The sequence below is a fragment of the Sulfuricurvum sp. genome (assembly GCF_030691015.1).
Taxonomy (GTDB): Bacteria; Campylobacterota; Campylobacteria; order Campylobacterales; family Sulfurimonadaceae; genus Sulfuricurvum.
Genome location: NZ_JAUYFF010000010.1, coordinates 153,756 through 175,132, shown reverse-complemented (window position 1 = coordinate 175,132; position 21,377 = coordinate 153,756). Strand labels below are relative to the sequence as shown.

General features: G+C 43.4%; 18 protein-coding genes and 5 tRNA genes. 22 read left to right on the top strand and 1 reads right to left on the bottom strand.

Going from position 1 to position 21,377, the window contains the following annotated elements; translation table 11 throughout:
- Positions 1 to 2: 2 nt before the first annotated feature.
- Positions 3 to 1,919 (top strand): transketolase, encoded by a 1,917-nt coding sequence (gene tkt / locus Q8O20_RS08230; RefSeq protein ID WP_305530769.1) that lies wholly within the window; start codon positions 3 to 5, stop codon positions 1,917 to 1,919.
- On the top strand, positions 1,919 to 2,671 hold the full coding sequence (locus tag Q8O20_RS08225; RefSeq protein ID WP_305530768.1) for an RNA methyltransferase: 753 nt from the start codon (positions 1,919 to 1,921) through the stop codon (positions 2,669 to 2,671). Before tkt ends, Q8O20_RS08225 begins: the two co-directional genes overlap by 1 nt.
- On the opposite strand, the gene Q8O20_RS08220 is transcribed toward Q8O20_RS08225, so the two are convergent.
- On the bottom strand, positions 2,655 to 2,978 hold the full coding sequence (locus tag Q8O20_RS08220) for a co-chaperone YbbN (protein WP_305530767.1): 324 nt from the start codon (positions 2,976 to 2,978) through the stop codon (positions 2,655 to 2,657). The genes Q8O20_RS08225 and Q8O20_RS08220 overlap by 17 nt on opposite strands.
- A 12-nt stretch (positions 2,979 to 2,990) precedes the next feature.
- Between Q8O20_RS08220 and Q8O20_RS08215 the strand changes: the two genes are divergently transcribed.
- The 20 genes from Q8O20_RS08215 (at position 2,991) to rpsL (ending at position 21,316) form a co-directional block, all read left to right on the top strand.
- Positions 2,991 to 3,875: a radical SAM/SPASM domain-containing protein gene (locus Q8O20_RS08215; RefSeq protein ID WP_305530766.1), complete on the top strand. Its 885-nt coding sequence runs from the start codon at positions 2,991 to 2,993 to the stop codon at positions 3,873 to 3,875.
- Complete coding sequence (gene corA / locus Q8O20_RS08210) at positions 3,872 to 4,825, top strand: magnesium/cobalt transporter CorA (protein ID WP_305530765.1); 954 nt, start codon at positions 3,872 to 3,874, stop codon at positions 4,823 to 4,825. Before Q8O20_RS08215 ends, corA begins: the two co-directional genes overlap by 4 nt.
- Positions 4,826 to 4,879: 54 nt before the next feature.
- Positions 4,880 to 6,031 carry a calcium:proton antiporter gene (locus Q8O20_RS08205; protein WP_305530764.1) on the top strand — a complete coding sequence of 384 codons (1,152 nt, stop codon included), beginning with the start codon at positions 4,880 to 4,882 and terminating at the stop codon, positions 6,029 to 6,031.
- Positions 6,031 to 6,768, top strand: coding sequence for a YaaA family protein (locus Q8O20_RS08200; RefSeq protein WP_305530763.1), 738 nt, complete (start codon positions 6,031 to 6,033; stop codon positions 6,766 to 6,768). The genes Q8O20_RS08205 and Q8O20_RS08200 overlap by 1 nt, the downstream gene beginning before the upstream one ends.
- 66 nt (positions 6,769 to 6,834) lie before the next feature.
- Positions 6,835 to 6,911 (top strand) — tRNA-Thr (locus tag Q8O20_RS08195).
- A gap of 56 nt (positions 6,912 to 6,967) precedes the next feature.
- A tRNA-Tyr gene (locus Q8O20_RS08190) sits at positions 6,968 to 7,053 on the top strand.
- A gap of 3 nt (positions 7,054 to 7,056) precedes the next feature.
- Positions 7,057 to 7,133: transfer RNA gene (locus tag Q8O20_RS08185), tRNA-Gly, on the top strand.
- Positions 7,134 to 7,234: 101 nt separating this feature from the next.
- Positions 7,235 to 7,309 (top strand) — tRNA-Thr (locus tag Q8O20_RS08180).
- Positions 7,310 to 7,406: 97 nt separating this feature from the next.
- The gene (gene tuf / locus Q8O20_RS08175) at positions 7,407 to 8,606 is read left to right on the top strand and encodes an elongation factor Tu (RefSeq protein ID WP_295052837.1); all 1,200 of its coding nucleotides are present in this window, start codon (positions 7,407 to 7,409) and stop codon (positions 8,604 to 8,606) included.
- Positions 8,607 to 8,644: 38 nt separating this feature from the next.
- Positions 8,645 to 8,797: a 50S ribosomal protein L33 gene (gene rpmG / locus Q8O20_RS08170; RefSeq protein WP_013461134.1), complete on the top strand. Its 153-nt coding sequence runs from the start codon at positions 8,645 to 8,647 to the stop codon at positions 8,795 to 8,797.
- Between the two features lie 33 nt (positions 8,798 to 8,830).
- Positions 8,831 to 8,906: transfer RNA gene (locus tag Q8O20_RS08165), tRNA-Trp, on the top strand.
- 63 nt (positions 8,907 to 8,969) lie between these two features.
- Positions 8,970 to 9,155, top strand: coding sequence for a preprotein translocase subunit SecE (gene secE / locus Q8O20_RS08160; protein WP_013461133.1), 186 nt, complete (start codon positions 8,970 to 8,972; stop codon positions 9,153 to 9,155).
- A 9-nt stretch (positions 9,156 to 9,164) separates the two neighbouring features.
- Entirely contained in the window at positions 9,165 to 9,695 is a 531-nt protein-coding gene (gene nusG, locus Q8O20_RS08155; RefSeq protein ID WP_304741846.1) for a transcription termination/antitermination protein NusG, read from the top strand.
- Between the two features lie 21 nt (positions 9,696 to 9,716).
- On the top strand, positions 9,717 to 10,142 hold the full coding sequence (rplK, locus tag Q8O20_RS08150; RefSeq protein ID WP_015654570.1) for a 50S ribosomal protein L11: 426 nt from the start codon (positions 9,717 to 9,719) through the stop codon (positions 10,140 to 10,142).
- A gap of 68 nt (positions 10,143 to 10,210) precedes the next feature.
- On the top strand, positions 10,211 to 10,906 hold the full coding sequence (gene rplA, locus Q8O20_RS08145; RefSeq protein WP_299804407.1) for a 50S ribosomal protein L1: 696 nt from the start codon (positions 10,211 to 10,213) through the stop codon (positions 10,904 to 10,906).
- 124 nt (positions 10,907 to 11,030) lie between these two features.
- Positions 11,031 to 11,516 carry a 50S ribosomal protein L10 gene (rplJ, locus tag Q8O20_RS08140; RefSeq protein ID WP_304741840.1) on the top strand — a complete coding sequence of 162 codons (486 nt, stop codon included), beginning with the start codon at positions 11,031 to 11,033 and terminating at the stop codon, positions 11,514 to 11,516.
- 65 nt (positions 11,517 to 11,581) lie between these two features.
- The gene (rplL, locus tag Q8O20_RS08135) at positions 11,582 to 11,950 is read left to right on the top strand and encodes a 50S ribosomal protein L7/L12 (RefSeq protein ID WP_294896204.1); all 369 of its coding nucleotides are present in this window, start codon (positions 11,582 to 11,584) and stop codon (positions 11,948 to 11,950) included.
- 165 nt (positions 11,951 to 12,115) lie between these two features.
- On the top strand, positions 12,116 to 16,261 hold the full coding sequence (gene rpoB, locus Q8O20_RS08130; RefSeq protein ID WP_305530762.1) for a DNA-directed RNA polymerase subunit beta: 4,146 nt from the start codon (positions 12,116 to 12,118) through the stop codon (positions 16,259 to 16,261).
- On the top strand, positions 16,254 to 20,762 hold the full coding sequence (rpoC, locus tag Q8O20_RS08125) for a DNA-directed RNA polymerase subunit beta' (RefSeq protein WP_304741834.1): 4,509 nt from the start codon (positions 16,254 to 16,256) through the stop codon (positions 20,760 to 20,762). Before rpoB ends, rpoC begins: the two co-directional genes overlap by 8 nt.
- Positions 20,763 to 20,935: 173 nt before the next feature.
- A complete protein-coding gene (rpsL, locus tag Q8O20_RS08120; protein WP_294894172.1) occupies positions 20,936 to 21,316 on the top strand; it encodes a 30S ribosomal protein S12 in 381 nt (126 codons plus the stop codon).
- Positions 21,317 to 21,377 lie beyond the last annotated feature (61 nt).

The window sequence follows — 21,377 nt, the reverse complement described above, 5'->3', positions numbered from 1 at the left end:
TAATGAGTAATGCAATGCGCCAAAAAATGGCAGATACAATCCGCTTTTTAGCGGCAGATATGGTTCAGCAAGCCAATTCAGGACATCCGGGCGCACCGATGGGATTAGCGGATATCGCCGTAGTTCTCTCAGAGCACATGAACCACAATCCGAAAAATCCGGAATGGCTGAACCGTGATCGTCTTGTTTTTTCAGGCGGTCATGGAACAGGGCTTATTTATTCCCTTTATTATCTTTGGGGGTACGGGTTGGAGATCGATGATCTTAAAAATTTCCGCCAACTAGATTCCAAAACTCCGGGACACCCTGAGTTTGGCCACACGGCAGGGATTGAGATCACAACAGGACCGCTAGGGCAGGGGATTGCTAATGCCGTCGGTTTTGCGATGGCGTCTGCGTATGTCGGAAACAAAGTCAACTCGGAAACGGCCGAATTGATCGATCATAATGTCTATTGTCTGTGCGGTGACGGTGACTTGGAAGAGGGGATCAGCTATGAAGCGTGCTCCATCGCAGGTCATATGGGGTTGGATAATCTGGTATTGATTTACGATTCTAACCGCATTACGATCGAGGGGTCTACCGAACTTAGTCTCAGTGAAAATATGCGGGATCGTTTCGAGTCTCAAAACTGGGCAGTCTTGGAGATTGACGGACACAACTTTGATGAAATCGACAGTGCATTGACGCAAGCCAAAACGATTAACCGTCCGGTACTTATTATCGCCAACACCGTTATCGCCAAAGGGGGCGGTAAAATGGAAGGATCTCACCATGCACACGGTGCACCGTTGGGTCATGATGTGATTAAAACCGCTAAAGCGCACGCAGGATTTGATCCTGAAGCGACATTTGCTGTCGATGCGGATGTACTAGAGCGTTTCCGATGCGCGATCGAAAAAGGGGACTTGGCAGAACGTGAGTGGAATCATCGGATCAAAGAGCTTCCGTTGGTCGAACAAAACGAAGCGTATGAGCAGTTAATGAACCCTGATTTCAGTCGTATTCAATGGCCTAGTTTCGAAAAAGCGGATGCGACCCGCAATACGAACGGAATTATTCTGAACGCAATTGCAAAAGCAATTCCGGGATTCTTAGGCGGATCGGCTGACCTCGGACCCTCTAATAAAACGGAACTTGCCAATATGGGTGATTTCCCTAAGGGTAAAAACATCCATTTCGGTATCCGTGAGCACGCGATGGCCTCAATTACGAATGCGATGGCGTTATACGGTCCGATTATGCCGTTCAGTGCAACCTTCTTTGTTTTCAGCGATTATCTTAAACCATCCGCCCGTATTGCGGCGTTGAGCGGTATTCAGCATTTCTTTATTTGGACGCATGACAGTATCGGTGTCGGTGAAGACGGCCCTACTCATCAGCCGATCGAGCATTTGAGTCAGTTTAGAGCATTACCGAATTTCTACGTCTACCGTCCGGCGGATGGTGTGGAAAATGTCAAATCTTGGCAAAAAGCCCTTTCGATGAAACACTCACCATCTGCTTTTGTCTGTTCACGCCAAAATCTTCCGTTGCTCCCCACTGCGGTTCACGGAGATGTGGAAAACGGCGGATACCTATTGGTAGAACGTAATGATGCAACCGTGACCTTGATGGCATCGGGTTCTGAAGTTGGTTTGGCAATTGAATCTGCCGAACTCCTCTTATCACGTGGAATTGCCGCTAACGTTGTGAGCGTCCCTTGTTTTGACTTATTGTTGGAACAGCCGCAAAGCTACATCGACACTATTATCAAAACGGGAACAAAACGTATTGCTATTGAAGCGGCAAGAGGTCTTGAATGGTACCGTTTTGCCGATACGGTAGTCGCGATGGAGGGATTCGGTGCCAGTGCACCGGCCGATAAGCTGTTTGAGAAATTCGGATTTACTGCGGAAGCCGTTGCGGCAAAAATCTAATGCAGGACTCTCCTGAATATTTAGAAAAAAAGCGTTTCTTTGATTCGCTGATTACTCTGTACGGTCGCAACGTCGCAGTCGAAGTGTTGCGTGATAATGCGGTACAGATCCATAAGCTTCATCTCTCCAAAAGCAACCGCACCGATGAGACGATTGAAGAGATTATGGCGTTAGCCGAGATGCGCGGTGTGGAGATCAAATACCATACAAAAGAATCATTATCCCGTATCTCTAAAAACAGTGCACAAGATCAAGGGGTTGCTATCGATGTGGTATCCCGCAATTATCGAAGCGCTACCAACATCGAAACGGATCTCCCCTCCTCCTTTCGTCTTTTAGCCCTCGATGGGATTAACAATCCCCAAAATCTTGGGATGATTGTCCGCTCTGCCGCGGCGAGTAAGATCGACGGGATCGTACTGCCTCGCCGTAACAGCACGAAACTCTCTCCACTGGTGATGAAAGCGTCTGCGGGGACACTGTTTAAAATACCGATCTATTATTGTGAAGATTTGTCTGAGATATTGGGACTGAGAGATACGGCAATTATTACCCTCTCATCGCATGCCACAGAAGATATTCATACACTGAAAATTCCGTCTCGCGCTATTTTTGTCTTGGGTAATGAATCCGAAGGGGTCAGCGATGCTGTGATGCGTGCTTCTACTCACAGCGTATCGATAGAAATGCATCGCGGAGTGGAGTCCCTCAATGTTGCCGTAACGGCAGGGATTGTCAGCTTTCTGCCATAAGGGTATAAGGTCGGCGGATATCAGAAATAACTTCTCCGACACTCATGTGTCGGCTTTTCCGCAAAAATTCTCGCCCCTGAAAAAATATTAGCACTGTCGGAATAGTAAAAACGGTAAAATGGGATGCAATTTCAGGGGTTTCTGAGATGTCGATACTCTCAATGACAAAAGAGGGAAAATTCTCCATAATGGCTTCGGTCAGTTTGGGTTTTAGGGCATGGCAGACGTTACAAGTGGGTGCGCTAAAATAGAGCATGACCGCATCATTCGTGTTTAGGGTGAGGTTGAGTAATTCTAAGGTTTGCATAAAAGGATTATAATGAAATTCAGTCGTGCTTATGTTGAAATAACCAATGTTTGCGGACTCTCATGCAGTTTTTGTCCTCCGAAAACAAAACCGTCCACAACGATGGAACTCCCATTTTTTAAAAAAGTAGTCGAAGAGTTATCCCCTTATACGGATGAAATTGCGCTCCATGTGATGGGTGATCCAATGGTGCTGAGTACTCTTAATGAGTATTTGGATATTGCACAAAGCAGCGGATTAAAAGTGATGATTACCACCAGCGGATTTTATCTCGATTCCATCCGTCGCAAACCCCTTTTTCACCCTTCTCTTCGGCAGATCAATATTTCGCTCAACAGTTTCAATAAAAATAGTGTTTCAAGAACCTTTGAAAACTATATGGAGCCTATTTTAGAGCTGTGTGATGAGAAACTTTCTACAAATAGCGATTTCTTTATCAATTTGAGACTTTGGAATTTGGATGATGAGAGAAGTGAGAGTGCTTTTAATGAACGATTGTTTGAACTTTTGGAGAGTCATTTTGATTTGGCTGAGGGGATGATTGCCTCTTTGATTAGCGGAGAGCGCCAATCAATACGTTTGGCCTCCAAAATACTGCTCCATTTTGATCGCTATTTTGAATGGCCGAATCTGGAGAATGTGATTGTTGGTGATGGCTATTGTCAAGGGTTGAGTAAACAAATCGGGATTTTATCAGATGGCCGTGTAGTGCCGTGTTGCTTGGACTCAGAGGGGATTATGGAACTGGGTAACCTTAGAGAGACAAATTTGGGTAAAATTCTGACATCAAAACGCTCTTCCGCGATAACCGACGGTTTTTCCAAGGGGATCTGCAGTGAAGAGTTATGCCAAAAGTGCTCCTACAAAGAGCGATTTGTGAAAGGAGGGATACAATGATTAAATGTTACGTCCGTAATGAAAATGCGATAGCTTTTATCGATACGATGTCGGAACTTGATGGTGATGTAATCGATAAAGTGATATGGATCGATATGTTGATACCGACGTATGATGAGATTATTTTTATCGAAAATACGTTCAATATCAAGTTTCCAACCAAACAGGAGACGGAAGAGATTGAAATCAGTTCACGGTATTGGGAAGAGTCTGATAGAATTGAAATTAATAGTTATTTCTTAGTAACTAAACCTGATAGTTCTCACAATGAGACCGTATCTTTTATCCTTTATCGTGATCTGCTAATTTCTATTCGTTATACTACCTTATATACTTTTGATGAATTTAATCGAAAGTTTTTTGCTACTCCGAAACAGTTTGAGACGGGGTATGATATTTTTTGTCAACTTTTGGATATCAGGATTGATGCGGATGCGGATATTATTGAAAAACTCTCAAAAGATATCACGCGTGTCCGAAAACATGTTTTGACCGATTATTCCAATGAGGATGAAGAGATATTGGAACGTATTTCTTCGTTAGAAGATTTGAATATGCAGCTTCGTGAGAATCTGAATGATAAACAGAGGATTTTGAGTGCATTTTTAAAATCAAGTAAATACAAACACGCATTAAAACACGATGTTACCGTTATGTTAAAAGATATCAAATCGTTGATCGATTATACCGATTTTAATTTTGAGCGGCTTGATTATCTCCAAAATATTTTCGTAGGTGTTTTGAGCATTGAACAAAACAAAGTTATTAAAATGTTTACGATCGTCAATGTTGTTTTCCTCCCTCCAACCTTGATTGCGAGTATTTACGGAATGAATTTTGATATTTTGCCTGAGCTTCATTGGAAATACGGTTACTTAGTGTCCGTATTTATGATGATTATTTCATCGATTTTACCGGTATATATTTTTAAACGAAAAGGGTGGATTTAATCATACTGTCGATTATGGTATGATTCTAAATTACTCTTTTTAAAGGATAAAGACTTGGACAGGCGGATACGCTATTTTATTGAAGACTATTGGGATATCTTTATCGGTATCACCTCTATTGCTCTTGCTTTTATCTTCCATGCTCAGCATGATTCTCTTATGGCGACACTGTTTGCCGCCGTTGGTATTGCCGCTCTTTCACTGACCGTTGCCGAAGTGGCTGATATCCTCTCTGAGCGCCTTCAAGAGCCTTATGGCAGTTTTGTTCTCACTTTCAGTGCCGTTGCGGTTGAAATTATCTTACTTTATATTATTTTACTCGAAGTTAAACACTCTCCCGAAGTCTTGGAGACGGTCAAAGGGGGGATCATTTCGGCGGTTATCGTCGATTTGAACGTGCTTCTAGGGCTTGCGGTGTTTTTAGGAGGATTGGCCTATACACAACAGCAGCATAACAAAGAGACCTCCAGTGCCTACAGTACCGTATTGTTTGTTGCATCGAGCGCATTGTTGGTACCGGGGCTGTTGAGCCATACTGAACATGGAAGTGAATCATTAACCCAAGTCAGCCATTTGATCGCAGGGGTATTGCTATTTTTCTATATCATCATTTTTATTTTTCAAACCCGTACCCATACCCATTTTTTTAAGGCAACGGCTCGCAGCCGCTTTTTCCGTTTAAAACGAAAGCTTCAAGAGGAGGAAGACGCGGAGATCGATGAAAATGAGACGAGTGATTATATTTTTGAACATCTCAGTACAGCGTTTAATTTCGGGGTAATTTTCTTTTTTATCGCTATTATTGCTTTCGGGGCGGAAATCTTTGCAGGCGAAGGGGTTCATATCGCCAAAGAGTATGGTATTTCTGCCGGATTAGCCGGATTGGTTATTGCGATCATCAGTGTCTCTCCCGAAATCTTTACGGCAGTTCGTGCCGCGCGCAATGATCAGATTCAGCGTGTCGTTAACATTGCTATGGGGGCTTCTACTGTATCTATTATCCTGACAGTACCGATTTTGATGATGCTAGCCTACTTCTCAGGGATCAATCTTACCCTCGATTTTAATCCGCTTCAAATCGGAGCATTGCTGCTGACGATTCTTTTGGTATGGAAAACGACCGATGAGGGGGAAACCAACTATTTTGAGGGGGCATCGCACATGATGTTCTTCCTCAGCTATGCCATTATCGCTGCGTATTACTGATGATAATCCTTTTTTCACCGAGCGAAGGGAAACGGGAGGGGGGAATACTTCCTCCGCTCACTCAACAAAGCCTCCTTTTTCCTGAGCTCTATCCGAAACGTCTCGCAGTCATTGAACAGTATCAGACCTTGACACAACAAGGGACTGAAGAGGAGTTGTATGAACTCTTCGGGATCAAAGACGCTAAAGAGTACGGACGGTATAAATACCCTTTTGCAACAGTACCCACTATGAAAGCGATTGAGCGCTACGATGGGGTTGCGTATGATTATCTCACCTATACGCTGCTAACATCGGATGCTCAACACTACATTGATACTCAGACGATTATTTTCTCCAATCTTTTTGGACCGATCCGTGCGGGCGATTCTATTCCCGATTACAAACTTAAGCAAGGTGCTTCAATCGGATCGTTTCTACCCGATAAACATTATAAAGAGGGTTTTAGTACCGCATTGAATGAGATGATCGGTGAGGAAGAGATTTTAGATTTGCGTGCAGGATATTACGACAAATTTTATATCCCAAGCAAACCGAGTGTCACTCTGAAATTTCTCAGAGGGGGGAAAGTGGTAAGTCACTGGGCAAAAGCATATCGCGGAACCCTTTTGCGTGAAGCTGCTATCCATCAAGTCCGATCAATTCAAGAACTCTTGGCCTTGAATATAGAGGGGTTATTTTTAAGTGAAATTGTTGAGACGAAAAAGAAAAAAGAGGTTATTTATACAATCGTATGAGTTTCTCTAAAATACGCTTGACATTTTAGGAAAGAGTGTATATAATTTCGGCTCCATTTCACCAATGCCGGCATAGCTCAGTTGGCTAGAGCAATTGATTTGTAATCAATAGGCCCGGGGTTCAAATCCTCGTGCCGGCACCATTGAATGAAATCGGAAACGCATTACATTTATCAGTGTTAGACCAGATTATGGCCGTGGTGAGATACTCAAGTGGCCAACGAGGGCAGACTGTAAATCTGCTGATTTTTATCTTCGAAGGTTCGAATCCTTCTCTCACCACCATCTGCGGGAATAGCTCAGTTGGCTAGAGCGTCAGCCTTCCAAGCTGAATGTCGCGAGTTCGAGTCTCGTTTCCCGCTCCACTGGGAGCTGAAGTATACATTTCATAATTACTACTTCATCATTACCTTAAAACGTAAAATAGTTTTTAAGCTTCCAAAATACATATTTATCATTGTTTTATGCTCACGTGGCTCAGGGGTAGAGCACTTCCTTGGTAAGGAAGAGGTCGGCGGTTCAAATCCGCTCGTGAGCTCCAGTAATAATATTGTAATTTTTTTTGAAAGCTTGAAAGCTATTTCAGCTGTTTTTTGGTATAATTCCAAATTCATTTACACATTCAGTCGGAGGACACTATGGCAAAAGAGAAATTTGAACGTACAAAACCACATTGTAACATCGGTACAATCGGTCACGTCGACCACGGTAAAACTACGTTGACTGCAGCAATTACAGCTGTACTTGCGGTAACAAACGGCGCAAAAATGATGGATTACGATGCTATCGATAATGCACCAGAAGAGCGTGAGCGCGGTATTACGATCGCTACTTCACACGTTGAGTACGAAACAAACAATCGTCACTATGCACACGTTGACTGTCCTGGACATGCCGACTATGTTAAAAACATGATTACCGGTGCTGCTCAAATGGACGGCGCTATTCTTGTTGTTTCTGCAGCGGATGGCCCAATGCCACAAACACGTGAGCACATCCTTCTTTCTAAACAAGTCGGTGTTCCATACATCGTTGTTTTCATGAACAAAGAAGATATGGTTGATGACGAAGAACTTCTTGAACTCGTTGAGATGGAAATTCGTGAACTTCTTGATATGTATGATTTCCCGGGTGATGATACTCCAATCGTTGCTGGTTCAGCTCTTCGTGCACTTGAAGAAGCAAAAACTGGTACTCTTGGTGAGTGGTCAGCAAAAATCCAAAAGCTTATGGCTGAGGTAGATGCTTATATCCCACAACCAATCCGTGAAACAGATAAAGATTTCTTGATGCCGGTAGAGGACGTTTTCTCTATCTCTGGTCGTGGAACTGTTGTTACTGGTCGTATCGAGCGTGGTACAATCAAAATCGGTGAAACTATCGAGATCGTTGGTATCCGTGACACTCAAACAACAACTGTAACAGGTGTTGAGATGTTCCGTAAAGAGATGGAAATGGGTGAAGCGGGTGACAACTGTGGTCTTCTTCTCCGTGGTACTAAGAAAGAAGATGTTGAGCGTGGACAAGTTCTTTGTAAACCAAAATCAATCACTCCTCACACAAAATTTGAGGCAGAGATTTATGTATTGAGCAAAGAAGAGGGTGGACGTCATACTCCATTCTTCAACGGTTACCGCCCACAATTCTATGTTCGTACAACTGACTGTACAGGTGCTATCACCTTGCAAGAAGGTACTGAAATGGTTATGCCTGGTGATAACGTGAAAATCAATGCTGAATTGATTCACCCGATCGCTATGGAAGAGGGTACTCGTTTTGCTATCCGTGAAGGCGGACGTACTGTCGGCGCTGGGGTTGTTTCTAAAATCCTTGCATAATTTCCCCCAACCTTCGGGTTGGAATCATAAGGTAAAACATGCGTGAAAATATCCATTTAGCGTGTGAGAAGTGTACGAGACGTAACTATCACACTACTAAAAACAAAAAAACTCACACTGAGAAATTCTCAGTACGTAAGTTTTGTAAATTTTGCCGTGAGCACACGGTTCATAAAGAAGCAAAACTTTAAGTCGTTTCCCCTCGGGGATTCTAATAGATATATAGGTCAGTAGTTCCAATGGTAGAGCGCCGGATTCCAAATCCGATTGTTGGGGGTTCGAATCCCTCCTGGCCTGCCACCCATCTTCAACTAATGATGCTTACGGGCTTTATTCGTTGGAAATGTCCTGAGGATGAAATAGATGAAAAACACATTAAGTCAAACCATTCATAATGCGAAAATGGAACTTGCAAAAGTTATTTTCCCGACAAAACCGCAAGTTAAACAAGCATTTATTGCTGTTATCGCTGTGGTTACGTTTGTAGTATTGTTTTTAGCATTGGTAGATTTTATCATGTCTTCAACCGTTTCGGCAATTTTGAGTTAAGGAAAATACATGGCACATCGTTGGTACTCGATTCAAACGTATGCAGGTAGCGAGCGCAGTGTTAAAGCCGCTATCGAAAATATCATTGCTGAAAATCATCTTGAAGATGTTATTACGGAAGTAATCGTTCCGACGGAAGATGTTATCGAAGTAAAAAACGGTAAGAAGAAAATTACGGAACGTTCATTGTATTCAGGGTACGTATTCGCGAACATGGATCTCTCTATTGATCTTCAGCACCGTATCCAATCGCTTCCGCGTGTAGCGGGCTTTATCGGTGAATCCAATAAGCCGACGCCTCTTAGCGAGAATGACATCGCCGTGATCTTGGATCGTGTTACGAATCGTTCCGCTCCGAAACCGAAAGTATTCTTCGATAACGGAGAGATGGTTCGTATCGTAGACGGTCCGTTTGCGAACTTTACGGGAACAGTGGATGAGTATGATCTCGAACACGGCACGTTGAAACTCAATGTCTCTATCTTCGGACGTAGTACTCCGGTTGATATTTCGTACACTCAAGTCGAAAAAATAATTTAATCTCAAAAAAAGGAAGCACAAATGGCAAAGAAAATTACGGGCTACATCAAGTTGCAAGTACAAGCCGGCGCTGCTAATCCAGCCCCTCCGGTTGGACCAGCACTCGGTCAACGTGGTGTTAACATCATGGAATTTTGTAAGGCGTTCAACGAGCGTACAAAAGATAAGGCAGGTTTTAAACTCCCTGTTGTTATTACTGTATATGCGGACAAAACGTTTTCATTCATCACAAAACAGCCTCCGGCATCTGCTCTCATCATGAAAGCGGCTGGTCTTAAAAAAGGGACTGATAATCCGATGAAAAACAAAGTGGGTAAAATCACTAAAGCTCAATTGATGGAAATCGTTAAGCAAAAGATTCAAGATATGAACACAGATGACATCGATGCAGCAGCTGCTACAATCGCCGGTTCTGCACGTTCAATGGGTGTTGATATCGTAGATTAATTTCTACACTACTCTTCGACCGCAAAGAGGCTAAATCTTGCGGCAGATTCTAATATTGGAGAATTCAAATGGCTGGAAAACGCTACAAACAACTTAGTGAAAAAATAGATATGGCTAAAAGCTATTCTGTTGCGGACGCTGCGGCATTCGTAAAAGAGCTTAAATCTGCAAAATTTGACGAAACCGTTGAAATTGCACTTAATCTTGGTGTTGACCCACGTCACGCTGACCAAATGATCCGTGGTGCTGTTGTACTTCCTCACGGCACAGGAAAAGTGGTTCGTGTTGCGGTTTTCGCAAAAGGTGCAAAAGCGGATGAAGCAAAAGCTGCCGGTGCTGATATCGTCGGAAGCGATGATTTGGTTGAGCAAATCAAAGCGGGTAACATCAACTTCGATATCGTTGTTGCTGCACCTGATTGTATGGGACTTGTTGGTCAAGTAGGACGTATCCTCGGGCCAAAAGGGATGATGCCGAATCCTAAAACAGGAACTGTTACAGCGGATATCGCTAAAGCGGTAAGCAATGTTAAAGGCGGACAAGTAAATTTCCGTGTTGACAAAAAAGGGAACATCCATGCCGGTATCGGTAAAGTGAGTTTCGATACAGATAAAATTGAAGAAAATATTAAAGCGTTTGTCGGTGCTATCAACCGTGCAAAACCATCAACGGCTAAAGGTCGTTACATCAAAAATGCCGCTCTTTCATTAACTATGAGTCCGGCTATTAAATTTGAAACACAAGAGCTTTTAGACATTCGTTAATGAGTGGCTAACGGACGAAGTAATGCTTCGTCTTTATCTTATGGACTGAAGACAGTAGGGGGCTTAGGCCTTAATCAGAAAAACTCTGCCCCGCTTGAAGTTGTATGTCTGGAAAGGAGAAACTATGAATAAATCACAGAAATCTGAGATTGTTAATACATTGACCTCAGAGTTTAAATCTTCTGCAGCAGTTATCATGTGTGATTATCGCGGTTTAGCAGTGTCTGAACTCGAAGCACTTCGTAAAATTGCACGTGAAAAAGATTCGAAAGTTCAAGTTGTAAAAAATACACTTGCGACTATCGCTCTTAACAACGCTGAAATGTCCGGTATTGATATCGTTGATACTAACATTTTTGTATGGGGCGCTGATGCTATCGCTGCTTCAAAAACTGTTGTTGATTTTGCAAAAGCGAATGATAAATTTGTTATTCGTCAAGCATACATCGACGGTGAAGCGGCTGATGAGAAAAAAGTACGTGCATTCGCTACTCTACCGGGACGCGAAGAGTTGCTCGGAATGCTCGCATCTGTATGGATGGGACCAGTTCGCAACTTCACAATCGGACTCGATGCGCTTAAACGCAAAAAAGAAGAAGAAGCAGCATAATCGCTGCTTTGAAAAACCGCTGATTTTATTATCGGCATAAAAAAAATACTTATAGGAGAATTACTATGGCTGTTACAAAACAAGACGTTCTTGAGTTTATCTCAAACCTTTCTGTCCTCGAGCTTTCTGAGCTTGTAAAAGAATTCGAAGAAAAATTCGGAGTATCTGCTCAACCGGTAGCGGTTGCTGGTGCTGCTGTTGTTGCAGAAGCTGCAGAAGAAAAAACTGAATTCGATGTTATCTTGAAAGACGGTGGTGACAAAAAAATCAACGTTATTAAAGTAGTACGTGCGATGACAGGTCTTGGTCTTAAAGAGGCTAAAGATGCAGTTGAAGGCGCTCCTACAACTATCAAAGAAGGTATCTCTAAACAAGATGCTGAAGCAGCGAAAAAAGAGCTTGAAGAAGCTGGCGCTGCCGTCGAAATCAAATAAATTTGATCGGAGGCATCCGTGCCTCCACCTCCCACAGGGCACTTTACGAAGCGGGTTTTTAACCCTTTCGTAAAGTGCCCATACGTCGTTATAGACTCAAGGACGCTTGAGTCATAGACTTTGCACTTATCCCTATGGGATCAAAAACTTCGATTGAGGTAGCCTATGTTAAACACTCTTCACTCCGGAAACCGCTTACGCGTTGATTTCGCGAAAACTCCCCAGCAAATTGAAGTACCGAACCTTTTACAACTTCAACAAAGTTCGTATGAATCATTTTTGATGTTAGATCAAAAAGATCGTACCAAAAGCGGTATTGAGCGCGTATTCCAATCGGTATTCCCGATTCATGATTCACAAAACCGTCTCTCTCTTGAATATCTTGGTTCTGAAGTAGGACGCCCTAAGTACACCGTACGCGAATGTATGGAACGCGGATTGACTTATTCAGTATCGTTACGTATGAAAACACGTCTTATGATTTGGGATCGTGACGAAAACACCAAAGAAAAAACCGGTGTAAAAGATATCAAAGAACAAACGATTTTTATCCGTGACATTCCTTTGATGACGGAACGTACTTCGTTCGTTATCAACGGTGTTGAACGTGTCGTTGTTAATCAGCTTCACCGCTCCCCGGGTGTTATCTTCAAAGAAGAAGAATCAACCACTGCCGGAAGCAAAATGATCTTTACCGGTCAGATCATCCCTGACCGCGGTTCATGGCTCTATTTTGAGTACGATCCGAAAGATATCCTTTACATGCGTATTAATAAGCGTCGTAAAGTACCGGTTACGATCATGTTCCGTGCCCTCGGTTACAGCAAACAAGATATTTTGAAAATGTTCTATCCATTGCAAAAAATCCGTGTCGAAGAGAACAAATATTTGATGGATTTCGATCCTGAACAATTTGCGGGACGCCTTGGATACGATTTGGTTGATGCGGATGGAAAACTTCTTGTTGCAGCAGGTAAACGTCTTTCAACTAAAAAAGCGGAAAAATTGATCGCTGAGGGTGTTACTGCTATTCAGTACCCGATCGAAACATTGATCGAACGCCATTTGGCTGAGCCGATCATCGATGCACTTACCGGCGAAGTAATGTTCGACACTATGGCACAGCTTGATGAGACAAAACTCAAAAAGATGATAGAAGCGGGTGTTAAAGAGTTTATTATCGCGAATGACCTTGCAGAAGGTCACGATAGCTCAATTATTAATGCTTTTGCTGCCGATACCGATTCTTTGAAATTGCTTCGTCAAACCGAAATTATTGAAGATGAAAACGATCTTGCCGCAATCCGTATTTATAAAGTAATGCGTCCGGGTGAGCCTGTAACGAAAGAAGCGGCAAAAGTATTCGTCAATCAACTTTTCTTTGATCCTGAGCGTTATGATCTCACGCGCGTTGGTCGTATGAAAATGAACCACAAACTTGGGCTTAATGTTCCTGAGTATGTAACCGTTTTGACCAACGAAGATATTATCAATACCGTTAAATACGTCATTAAAGTTAAAAATGGACAAGGTCACATCGATGACCGTGACCACCTCGGTAACCGACGTATCCGTTCAATCGGTGAGTTACTCGGAAACGAGTTACACAACGGTTTGATCAAAATGCAAAAAGCGATCAAAGATAAACTCTCTACAATGAGCGGACCGACGACTGAGTTGATGCCGCACGATTTGATCAACTCAAAAATGATCACTAGTACCATTATGGAGTTCTTTAGCGGCGGACAATTGTCACAATTTATGGACCAAACAAATCCGTTGTCGGAAGTTACCCATAAACGTCGTTTATCAGCTCTCGGAGAAGGGGGTCTTGTTAAAGAGCGTGCCGGATTTGAAGTGCGTGACGTTCACCCGACTCATTACGGCCGTATCTGTCCGATTGAGACTCCTGAGGGACAAAACATCGGTTTGATCAATACGTTGGCAACCTATTCAAAAGTGAACGAGCATGGATTTATCGAAGCTCCGTACAACGTTGTCAAAGAGGGTGTCGTAACCAAAGAAGTTGTTTATTTGACAGCAACTCAAGAAGAGGGAAAAATTATTGCTGCGGCTTCTAGCCGTATTGACGATAAAGGTAATTTCCTTGATGACTTGGTTGAAATTCGCCAAGACGGAGAGATTATTCTCAAATCTCCGAAAGAGTGTGAACTACGTGACTTAACACCGCATATGGTTGTCGGTGTTGCGGCGAGCTTGATTCCGTTCCTTGAACACGATGACGCGAACCGTGCATTGATGGGATCGAACATGCAACGTCAAGCAGTACCGTTGTTGCGCCCTGAAGCGCCTATGGTCGGAACAGGGGTTGAAAAACTCGTTGCTCGTGATTCATGGGAGTGTGTCAAAGCTGAGCGTAGCGGTGTTGTTGAGAAAGTCGACTCTAAACACATTTACGTGATGGGTGAAGACGAAGACGGAACCTTTATCGATTATTATCCGTTACAGAAGAATCTTCGTACCAATCAAAATACGACATTCCTTCAAAAACCGATCGTAAAACAAGGTCAATTGGTTACAAAAGATCAAATCATCGCGGATGGTCCGAATATGGATCAAGGTGAATTGGCACTGGGAATCAATGCATTGGTTGCGTTTATGCCATGGAACGGATACAACTTCGAGGATGCGATCGTTATGTCTGAGCGCATGATCCGTGAAGATGCCTTTACCTCGGTTCATATCTATGAAAAAGAGGCGGAAGCTCGCGAACTCAAACACGGTGTCGAAGAGATCACTCGTGATATCCCGAATGTTCGTGACGATGAACTCTCTCATCTTGATGACAGCGGTATCGTAAAAATCGGTACCTATGTTCAAGGCGGGATGATCCTCGTCGGTAAAGTTTCTCCGAAAGGTGAAGTAAAACCGACTCCTGAAGAGCGTTTGTTACGTGCTATCTTCGGTGAAAAAGCGGGTCACGTGGTCAACAAATCACTCTACTGTACACCAAGTATGGAAGGGGTTGTTGTTGATGTTAAAGTGTTCACGAAAAAAGGATACGACAAAGATCCTCGTACTCTTGAGCTTGAAAAAGCAGAACGCGACGAGTTAGAGCGCGAACATTACGATCGTTTGTTAATGATCGATAAAGAAGAGATGCTTCGCATTGTTTCTTTGCTCACTAAACATCCGTTACTTAGCGATGTAAGTATCAATGGCAACGAGTATAAAGCGGGTGAAAACGTCAAAGCTGACGATCTTAAAGAGGTTAACCGTTTCGCGATGAATAACGTTGTTAAAGCATTTAGCGACGATATTCAAGAGAAATACAACCAAACGAAAAACCATTTCCAAAAAGAGAAGAAAAAATTCCGTGACGAACACGAAGAAAAACTCTCTATCTTGGAAAAAGACGACATCCTTCCAAACGGTGTTGTGAAGTTTGTAAAAGTTTACATTGCAACAAAACGTAAACTCAAAGTCGGGGATAAAATGGCGGGACGTCACGGGAATAAAGGTATCGTCTCTACGATCGTTCCTCAAGTTGACATGCCGTACATGGCAAACGGGCGTTCAGTTGACGTTTGTTTGAACCCGCTCGGGGTACCTTCTCGTATGAATATCGGGCAAATCCTTGAGATGCACCTCGGTATGGTCGGGAAAGAACTCGGATTCCAAATTCAAGATATTTTTGAAGCGAAACAAAAAGAGTTCATCGGTGAATTAAGAGCAAAAATGATCTCTTTCGCCGATGTTGCAGGTCTTATGAACGCGGCTAAAGTACTTGGTGAGATGGATGATCAAACTCTCCTTGGCTATGCACAAGATTGGTCAAAAGGGGTTAAATTCGCAACTCCTATTTTCGAAGGGGTAACCGAAGCTGAATTCGCTAAACTCTTCGAATTGGCTAAATTGGATACTGACGGTAAAATGGTATTGTTCGATGGTAAAACGGGCGATCAAATGAAAGAACGTGTTAACGTCGGTTACATGTATATGCTTAAACTTCATCACTTGGTTGATGAGAAAGTGCATGCTCGTTCAACCGGACCATACTCTCTCGTTACTCAACAACCGGTCGGTGGTAAAGCACTCTTCGGCGGACAGCGTTTCGGGGAGATGGAAGTATGGGCACTTGAAGCATACGGTGCTTCTGCCGTTCTTAAAGAGATGTTGACGATTAAATCGGATGACGTTGACGGACGTGTACGTGCGTATAAAGCAATTACGAAAGGTGAAAGTGTACCGGCATCCGGTATCCCTGAAACTCTTTTCGTATTAACGAAAGAGCTCCAATCATTGGCGCTTGATATTGAGATTTTTGACGAGGTGGATGACGATGAGTAAATTAGTACCGGTTGCCGTAACAGAAGAGAATCGCCCAGTCGATATTAAACAAATTCAATTTCGACTCGCGTCTCCTGAGAGAGTTCTCTCATGGAGTCACGGGGAAGTTAAAAAACCAGAAACCATCAACTACCGTACCCTTAAGCCGGAACGTGACGGATTGTTTTGTGCCAAAATTTTCGGACCGGTTCGTGATTACGAATGTTTGTGCGGAAAATACAAAAAAATGCGTTACAAAGGTGTCATTTGTGAAAAATGTGGCGTTGAAGTAACGTCGGCAAAAGTTCGCCGTACCCGTATGGGACACATTGATCTTGTTACTCCGGTAGCGCATATTTGGTATGTTAGTTCACTTCCAAGCCGTATCGGAACACTCCTCGGCGTGAAGATGAAAGACCTTGAACGCGTATTGTATTACGAAGCGTACATCGTTAAAAGCGGTGGAGAAGCGTACTATGACGGTGAGCAAACATCATCGGTTCTTAAATACGATGTCTTGAACGAAGAGCAATACCGTACATTGGTACAGCGCTACGGAGACAGCGGTTTTTCTGCTGAGATGGGTGGATCTGCGGTTCGTGAATTACTTGATGAACTCGATCTTGTTGATCTTTTCTCTTCATTGAAAGAAGAAGTAGCAGGGACTAACTCAGAAGCGAAACGTAAAACCATTATCAAACGTTTGAAAGTTATTGAATCATTTTTGAATTCAGGTAACAATCCGGCGTGGATGATGCTTACTGCATTGCCGGTTCTCCCTCCTGAACTTCGCCCGTTGGTAAGTCTCGATGGCGGAAAATTCGCGGTATCGGATGTCAATGACCTCTACCGTCGTGTAATCAACCGTAACCAACGTCTTAAACGTCTTATCGAACTCGAAGCACCGGAAATTATCGTACGTAACGAAAAACGTATGCTTCAAGAAGCGGTAGATGCGTTGTTTGACAACGGTCGTCGTGCAAACGCTGTTAAAGGTGCAAACAAACGTCCGTTGAAATCTCTCTCTGAGATCATCAAAGGTAAACAAGGACGTTTCCGTCAGAATCTACTCGGTAAACGTGTTGACTTCTCGGGACGTTCGGTCATCGTTGTTGGACCAAACCTTCAAATGGATCAGTGCGGATTGCCGAAACAAATGGCATTGGAACTTTTCAAACCTCATTTGATTGCAAAACTCGAAGATAAAGGGTATGCGACCACCGTGAAAGCGGCGAAAAAAATGATCGAAGAGAAAACCAATGAAGTTTGGGAGTGTCTTGCTGAGATCGTTGAGGGTTATCCGATTATGCTCAACCGTGCACCAACGTTGCACAAACTCTCGATCCAAGCGTTTCACCCGAAACTGATCGACGGTAAAGCGATCCAATTGCATCCTCTCGTTTGTGCCGCCTTCAATGCGGACTTCGACGGTGACCAAATGGCGGTTCACGTACCACTTTCAGCCGAAGCGATAGCAGAATGTAAAGTATTGATGCTCTCATCGATGAACATCTTGCTTCCTGCATCGGGTAAAGCGATTGCTACCCCTTCACAAGATATGGTCTTGGGTCTTTATTATTTGACACTCGGTAAAAATGATGTGAAAGGATCGAATAAACTTTTCAGCAACGTTGATGAGATTATGATCGCACTTGAACACAAAGCACTCGATTTGCACGCGAAAGTTCGTACTCGTGTTGAGGGGCGTGTAATTCACACCACAGCTGGACGTATGATTCTTCAGGCGATTCTTCCGGAATTCGTACCGGCAGAATTGTGGAACGTTGTGATGAAAAAGAAAAATATCTCTATCCTTGTTGACTATGTCAATAAGCATGGTGGAATCGCTGTAACAGCAGGTTTCTTGGATGATTTGAAAAATCTCGGTTTCAAGTACGCGACTGCATCAGGGGTATCGATCTCTATCACCGATATCATTATTCCTGAAATGAAAGCGGGATTGATCGTTGCTTCTAAAAACCGTGTTAAAGAGATCCAAAAACAATTCGAAGCGGGTCTATTGACCGAGCAAGAACGTTATAATAAAATCATTGACGTTTGGACCGATACGAACAATACCGTTGCGGGCGGAATGATGGAGTTGATTCAAAACGATAAAGACGGATTCAACTCGATCTTTATGATGGCGGACTCTGGAGCGCGTGGTTCTGCGGCTCAGATTCGTCAGCTAGCCGGTATGCGTGGTTTGATGGCGAAACCGGACGGTTCGATCATCGAAACACCGATTATCTCAAACTTTAAAGAGGGTCTAAACGTCCTTGAGTACTTTATTTCTACCCACGGTGCTCGTAAAGGTCTTGCGGATACCGCACTTAAAACAGCGAATGCGGGTTATTTGACGCGTAAACTCGTTGACGTTGCGCAAAACGTGAAAATCGTTGAGCATGACTGCGGAACTCACGAAGGGATTGAACTTACCGATATCTCTGTCGGTAATGAATTGATCGAGCCGTTAGAAGACCGTATTTACGGTCGTGTATTGGCAGAAGATGCTATTGATCCGATCACGAATGAGATCCTTTACTCTGAAGGGACTTTGATTGATGAGATCAAAGCCTCTAAAGTTATCGAAGCGGGTATCCGTTCGGTTCAAATCCGTACTCCGACAACATGTAAATCTGAGGGTGGTGTATGTGCTCTTTGTTATGGACTCAACCTCGGAAGCGGCGGAATCGTTAAACGCGGAGAAGCGGTCGGTATTATCGCGGCACAATCCATCGGGGAACCGGGTACGCAGTTGACACTTCGTACCTTCCACGTTGGTGGAACGGCGTCAAGTACACGTGAAGAGCGTCAAGTTATCGCGACCAAAGAGGGTTTCATCCGTTATTACAATATGAAAACCTACCTCTCAAAAGAGGGTAAACAAATCGTTGCGAATCGTCGTAATGCCGCTATTTTGTTGGTAGAACCGAAAATCAAAGCTCCGTTTAACGGAACCGTTGAGATTCAAACGATTCATGACGAAGTGATCGTAAGCGTTAAAGGTGAAAGCCAAACGGTGCGTTACACACTTCGTAAAAATGAAGTGGCAAAACCGAACGAGCTTGCAGGGGTTAGCGGTAAAATCGAAGGTAAATTCTATCTTCCGTATGAAACAGGCGCTTCTGTAAAAGCGGATGAATCCGTTGTTGAAACGATCAAAGACGGATGGAATGTACCGAATCGTATTCCGTACGCTTCTGAGATTCAAGTCAAAGACGGTGCACCGATTACACAAAAAATCTATGCCAAAGAGAAAGGGGTTATCAAATACTACCTCCTCAAAGGCGATTACCTAGAGCGTCATCACGAGATCGCAAAAGGGTACAGTGTTGAAGAAAAAGGTCTCTTTGCCGTTGTCGCCGACAGCGAAGATCGTGAAGCGATCCGTCACTATATCGCTCGCGGTTCTGTGATCGAAATCAACGATAATGAAGCGGTAAAAGCGGATACGTTGATTGCTAAACCGGTCAAAGAAGAGTCAACGGTTATCGCTGAGTGGGATCCGTATTCGAATCCTATCATCTCTGAGACGGATGGTGTTATCACATTTGAAGACATTATCCCTGGTATTACTGCGTCTGAGCAATTCGACGAACTAACCGGTAAAACCCGTTTGATGATCAATGAGTACGTTGCTCCTGAGTTTAAACCGGCGATCGTCCTTGCGGCGAACGACGGTTCGGTTATCCGTTATGCGGTTGAGCCGAAAACAGCGATTTTCGCACAAGATAGAGCCGATGTAAAAGTCGCTGATATCTTGGCAAGAACGCCGAAAGCACTTCAAAAATCACGCGATATTACCGGGGGTCTTCCACGGGTTTCTGAGCTTTTCGAAGCGCGTAAACCTAAAGAGATCGCTCTTATCGCTGAACTTGACGGGGTTGTCAGCTTCGGTAAACCGCTTCGTGGTAAAGAGCGTATTTTGATTACCTCTGAGAACGGAATGGTTAAAGAGTACTTCGTCGATAAAAACCTTGTCGCATTGGTTCATCCGGGTGAGTTCGTTCACGCCGGTGAGCGTTTGACCGACGGTGTTATCAGCTCACACGAGATTTTGAGAATCTTGGGTGTTAAAGCGTTGTATAACTACCTTGTCAGTGAAGTACAACAAGTTTACCGCCGTCAAGGGGTTAACATCGCCGACAAACACATCGAAGTTATCTTTACTCAGATGTTGCGTCAGATCAAAATCCTCCGCTCCGGTGACACTAAGTTCATCGAGGGTGATGTGGTTTCTAAAGCACAGTTCAAAATCGAGAATGAAAAAATTCTTCGTCTTGGCGGAGAGCCTGCGATTGCTGAACCGTACCTTGTCGGTATCACCCGTGCTGCGGTTAGTGCTGACTCGATTATCTCAGCGGCATCGTTCCAAGATACCACAAAAGTCTTGACCGAAGCGGCAGTTTCAGCGAAAATCGATGACTTGACTGATCTTAAAGAAAACGTCATCATCGGTCGTACCATCCCGGTCGGTACCGGTATCTACAAAGACCAAAGAATGGTTTTCGGAGACTAAGTTCACCTTTGTCTCTTTCTCGCTTCGGCGGGAATCCTATTTCCTCTTCCTCTCTTACAAATTCCTTAAAATAAGCTCAAATTAATCAAAAATTAGCTATTATTGCGCGTTTATTAGTCCCCTTTAAGTAGCGGATTAAAATTCTACTGGAACATTTCAACAAAGGAGATTGTGTGCCAACAATCAACCAACTTATTCGTAAAGAGCGACAAGCGGTAGTGAAAAAATCAAAATCACCCGCTTTGGTGTCATGCCCACAACGTCGTGGTGTATGTACTCGTGTATATACTACAACCCCTAAAAAACCGAACTCGGCGCTTCGTAAAGTTGCTAAAGTTCGTTTGACTTCAGGGTTTGAAGTTATTAGTTATATCGGTGGTGAGGGTCACAACTTGCAAGAGCACTCTATCGTTCTTGTTCGTGGCGGTCGTGTAAAAGACTTACCAGGGGTAAAATACCATATCGTACGTGGTGCTCTCGATACCGCGGGTGTTAAAGACCGTAAAGTATCTCGTTCTAAATACGGAACGAAAAAAGCTAAGGTTAAAAAATAACCAACTAGTCTGACAAGATTCGGTTTTTGATGACCGTTTTTTGAGTAAATGAAAAAACATT

Bases quoted from the DNA above. Each gene is read 5' to 3' on its own strand.
- tkt (WP_305530769.1), top strand. From the start codon at position 3: ATGAGTAATGCAATGCGCCAAAAAATGGCAGATACAATCCGCTTTTTA.
- rplJ (WP_304741840.1), top strand. From the start codon at position 11,031: ATGAATAAATCACAGAAATCTGAGATTGTTAATACATTGACCTCAGAG.
- corA (WP_305530765.1), top strand. From the start codon at position 3,872: ATGATTAAATGTTACGTCCGTAATGAAAATGCGATAGCTTTTATCGAT.
- Q8O20_RS08220 (WP_305530767.1), bottom strand. From the start codon at position 2,978: ATGCAAACCTTAGAATTACTCAACCTCACCCTAAACACGAATGATGCG.
- rpoB (WP_305530762.1), top strand. From the start codon at position 12,116: ATGTTAAACACTCTTCACTCCGGAAACCGCTTACGCGTTGATTTCGCG.
- rpoC (WP_304741834.1), top strand. From the start codon at position 16,254: ATGAGTAAATTAGTACCGGTTGCCGTAACAGAAGAGAATCGCCCAGTC.
- Q8O20_RS08225 (WP_305530768.1), top strand. From the start codon at position 1,919: ATGCAGGACTCTCCTGAATATTTAGAAAAAAAGCGTTTCTTTGATTCG.
- Q8O20_RS08215 (WP_305530766.1), top strand. From the start codon at position 2,991: ATGAAATTCAGTCGTGCTTATGTTGAAATAACCAATGTTTGCGGACTC.
- Q8O20_RS08200 (WP_305530763.1), top strand. From the start codon at position 6,031: ATGATAATCCTTTTTTCACCGAGCGAAGGGAAACGGGAGGGGGGAATA.
- rplL (WP_294896204.1), top strand. From the start codon at position 11,582: ATGGCTGTTACAAAACAAGACGTTCTTGAGTTTATCTCAAACCTTTCT.
- secE (WP_013461133.1), top strand. From the start codon at position 8,970: ATGAAAAACACATTAAGTCAAACCATTCATAATGCGAAAATGGAACTT.
- rpmG (WP_013461134.1), top strand. From the start codon at position 8,645: ATGCGTGAAAATATCCATTTAGCGTGTGAGAAGTGTACGAGACGTAAC.
- rplA (WP_299804407.1), top strand. From the start codon at position 10,211: ATGGCTGGAAAACGCTACAAACAACTTAGTGAAAAAATAGATATGGCT.
- rplK (WP_015654570.1), top strand. From the start codon at position 9,717: ATGGCAAAGAAAATTACGGGCTACATCAAGTTGCAAGTACAAGCCGGC.
- tuf (WP_295052837.1), top strand. From the start codon at position 7,407: ATGGCAAAAGAGAAATTTGAACGTACAAAACCACATTGTAACATCGGT.
- nusG (WP_304741846.1), top strand. From the start codon at position 9,165: ATGGCACATCGTTGGTACTCGATTCAAACGTATGCAGGTAGCGAGCGC.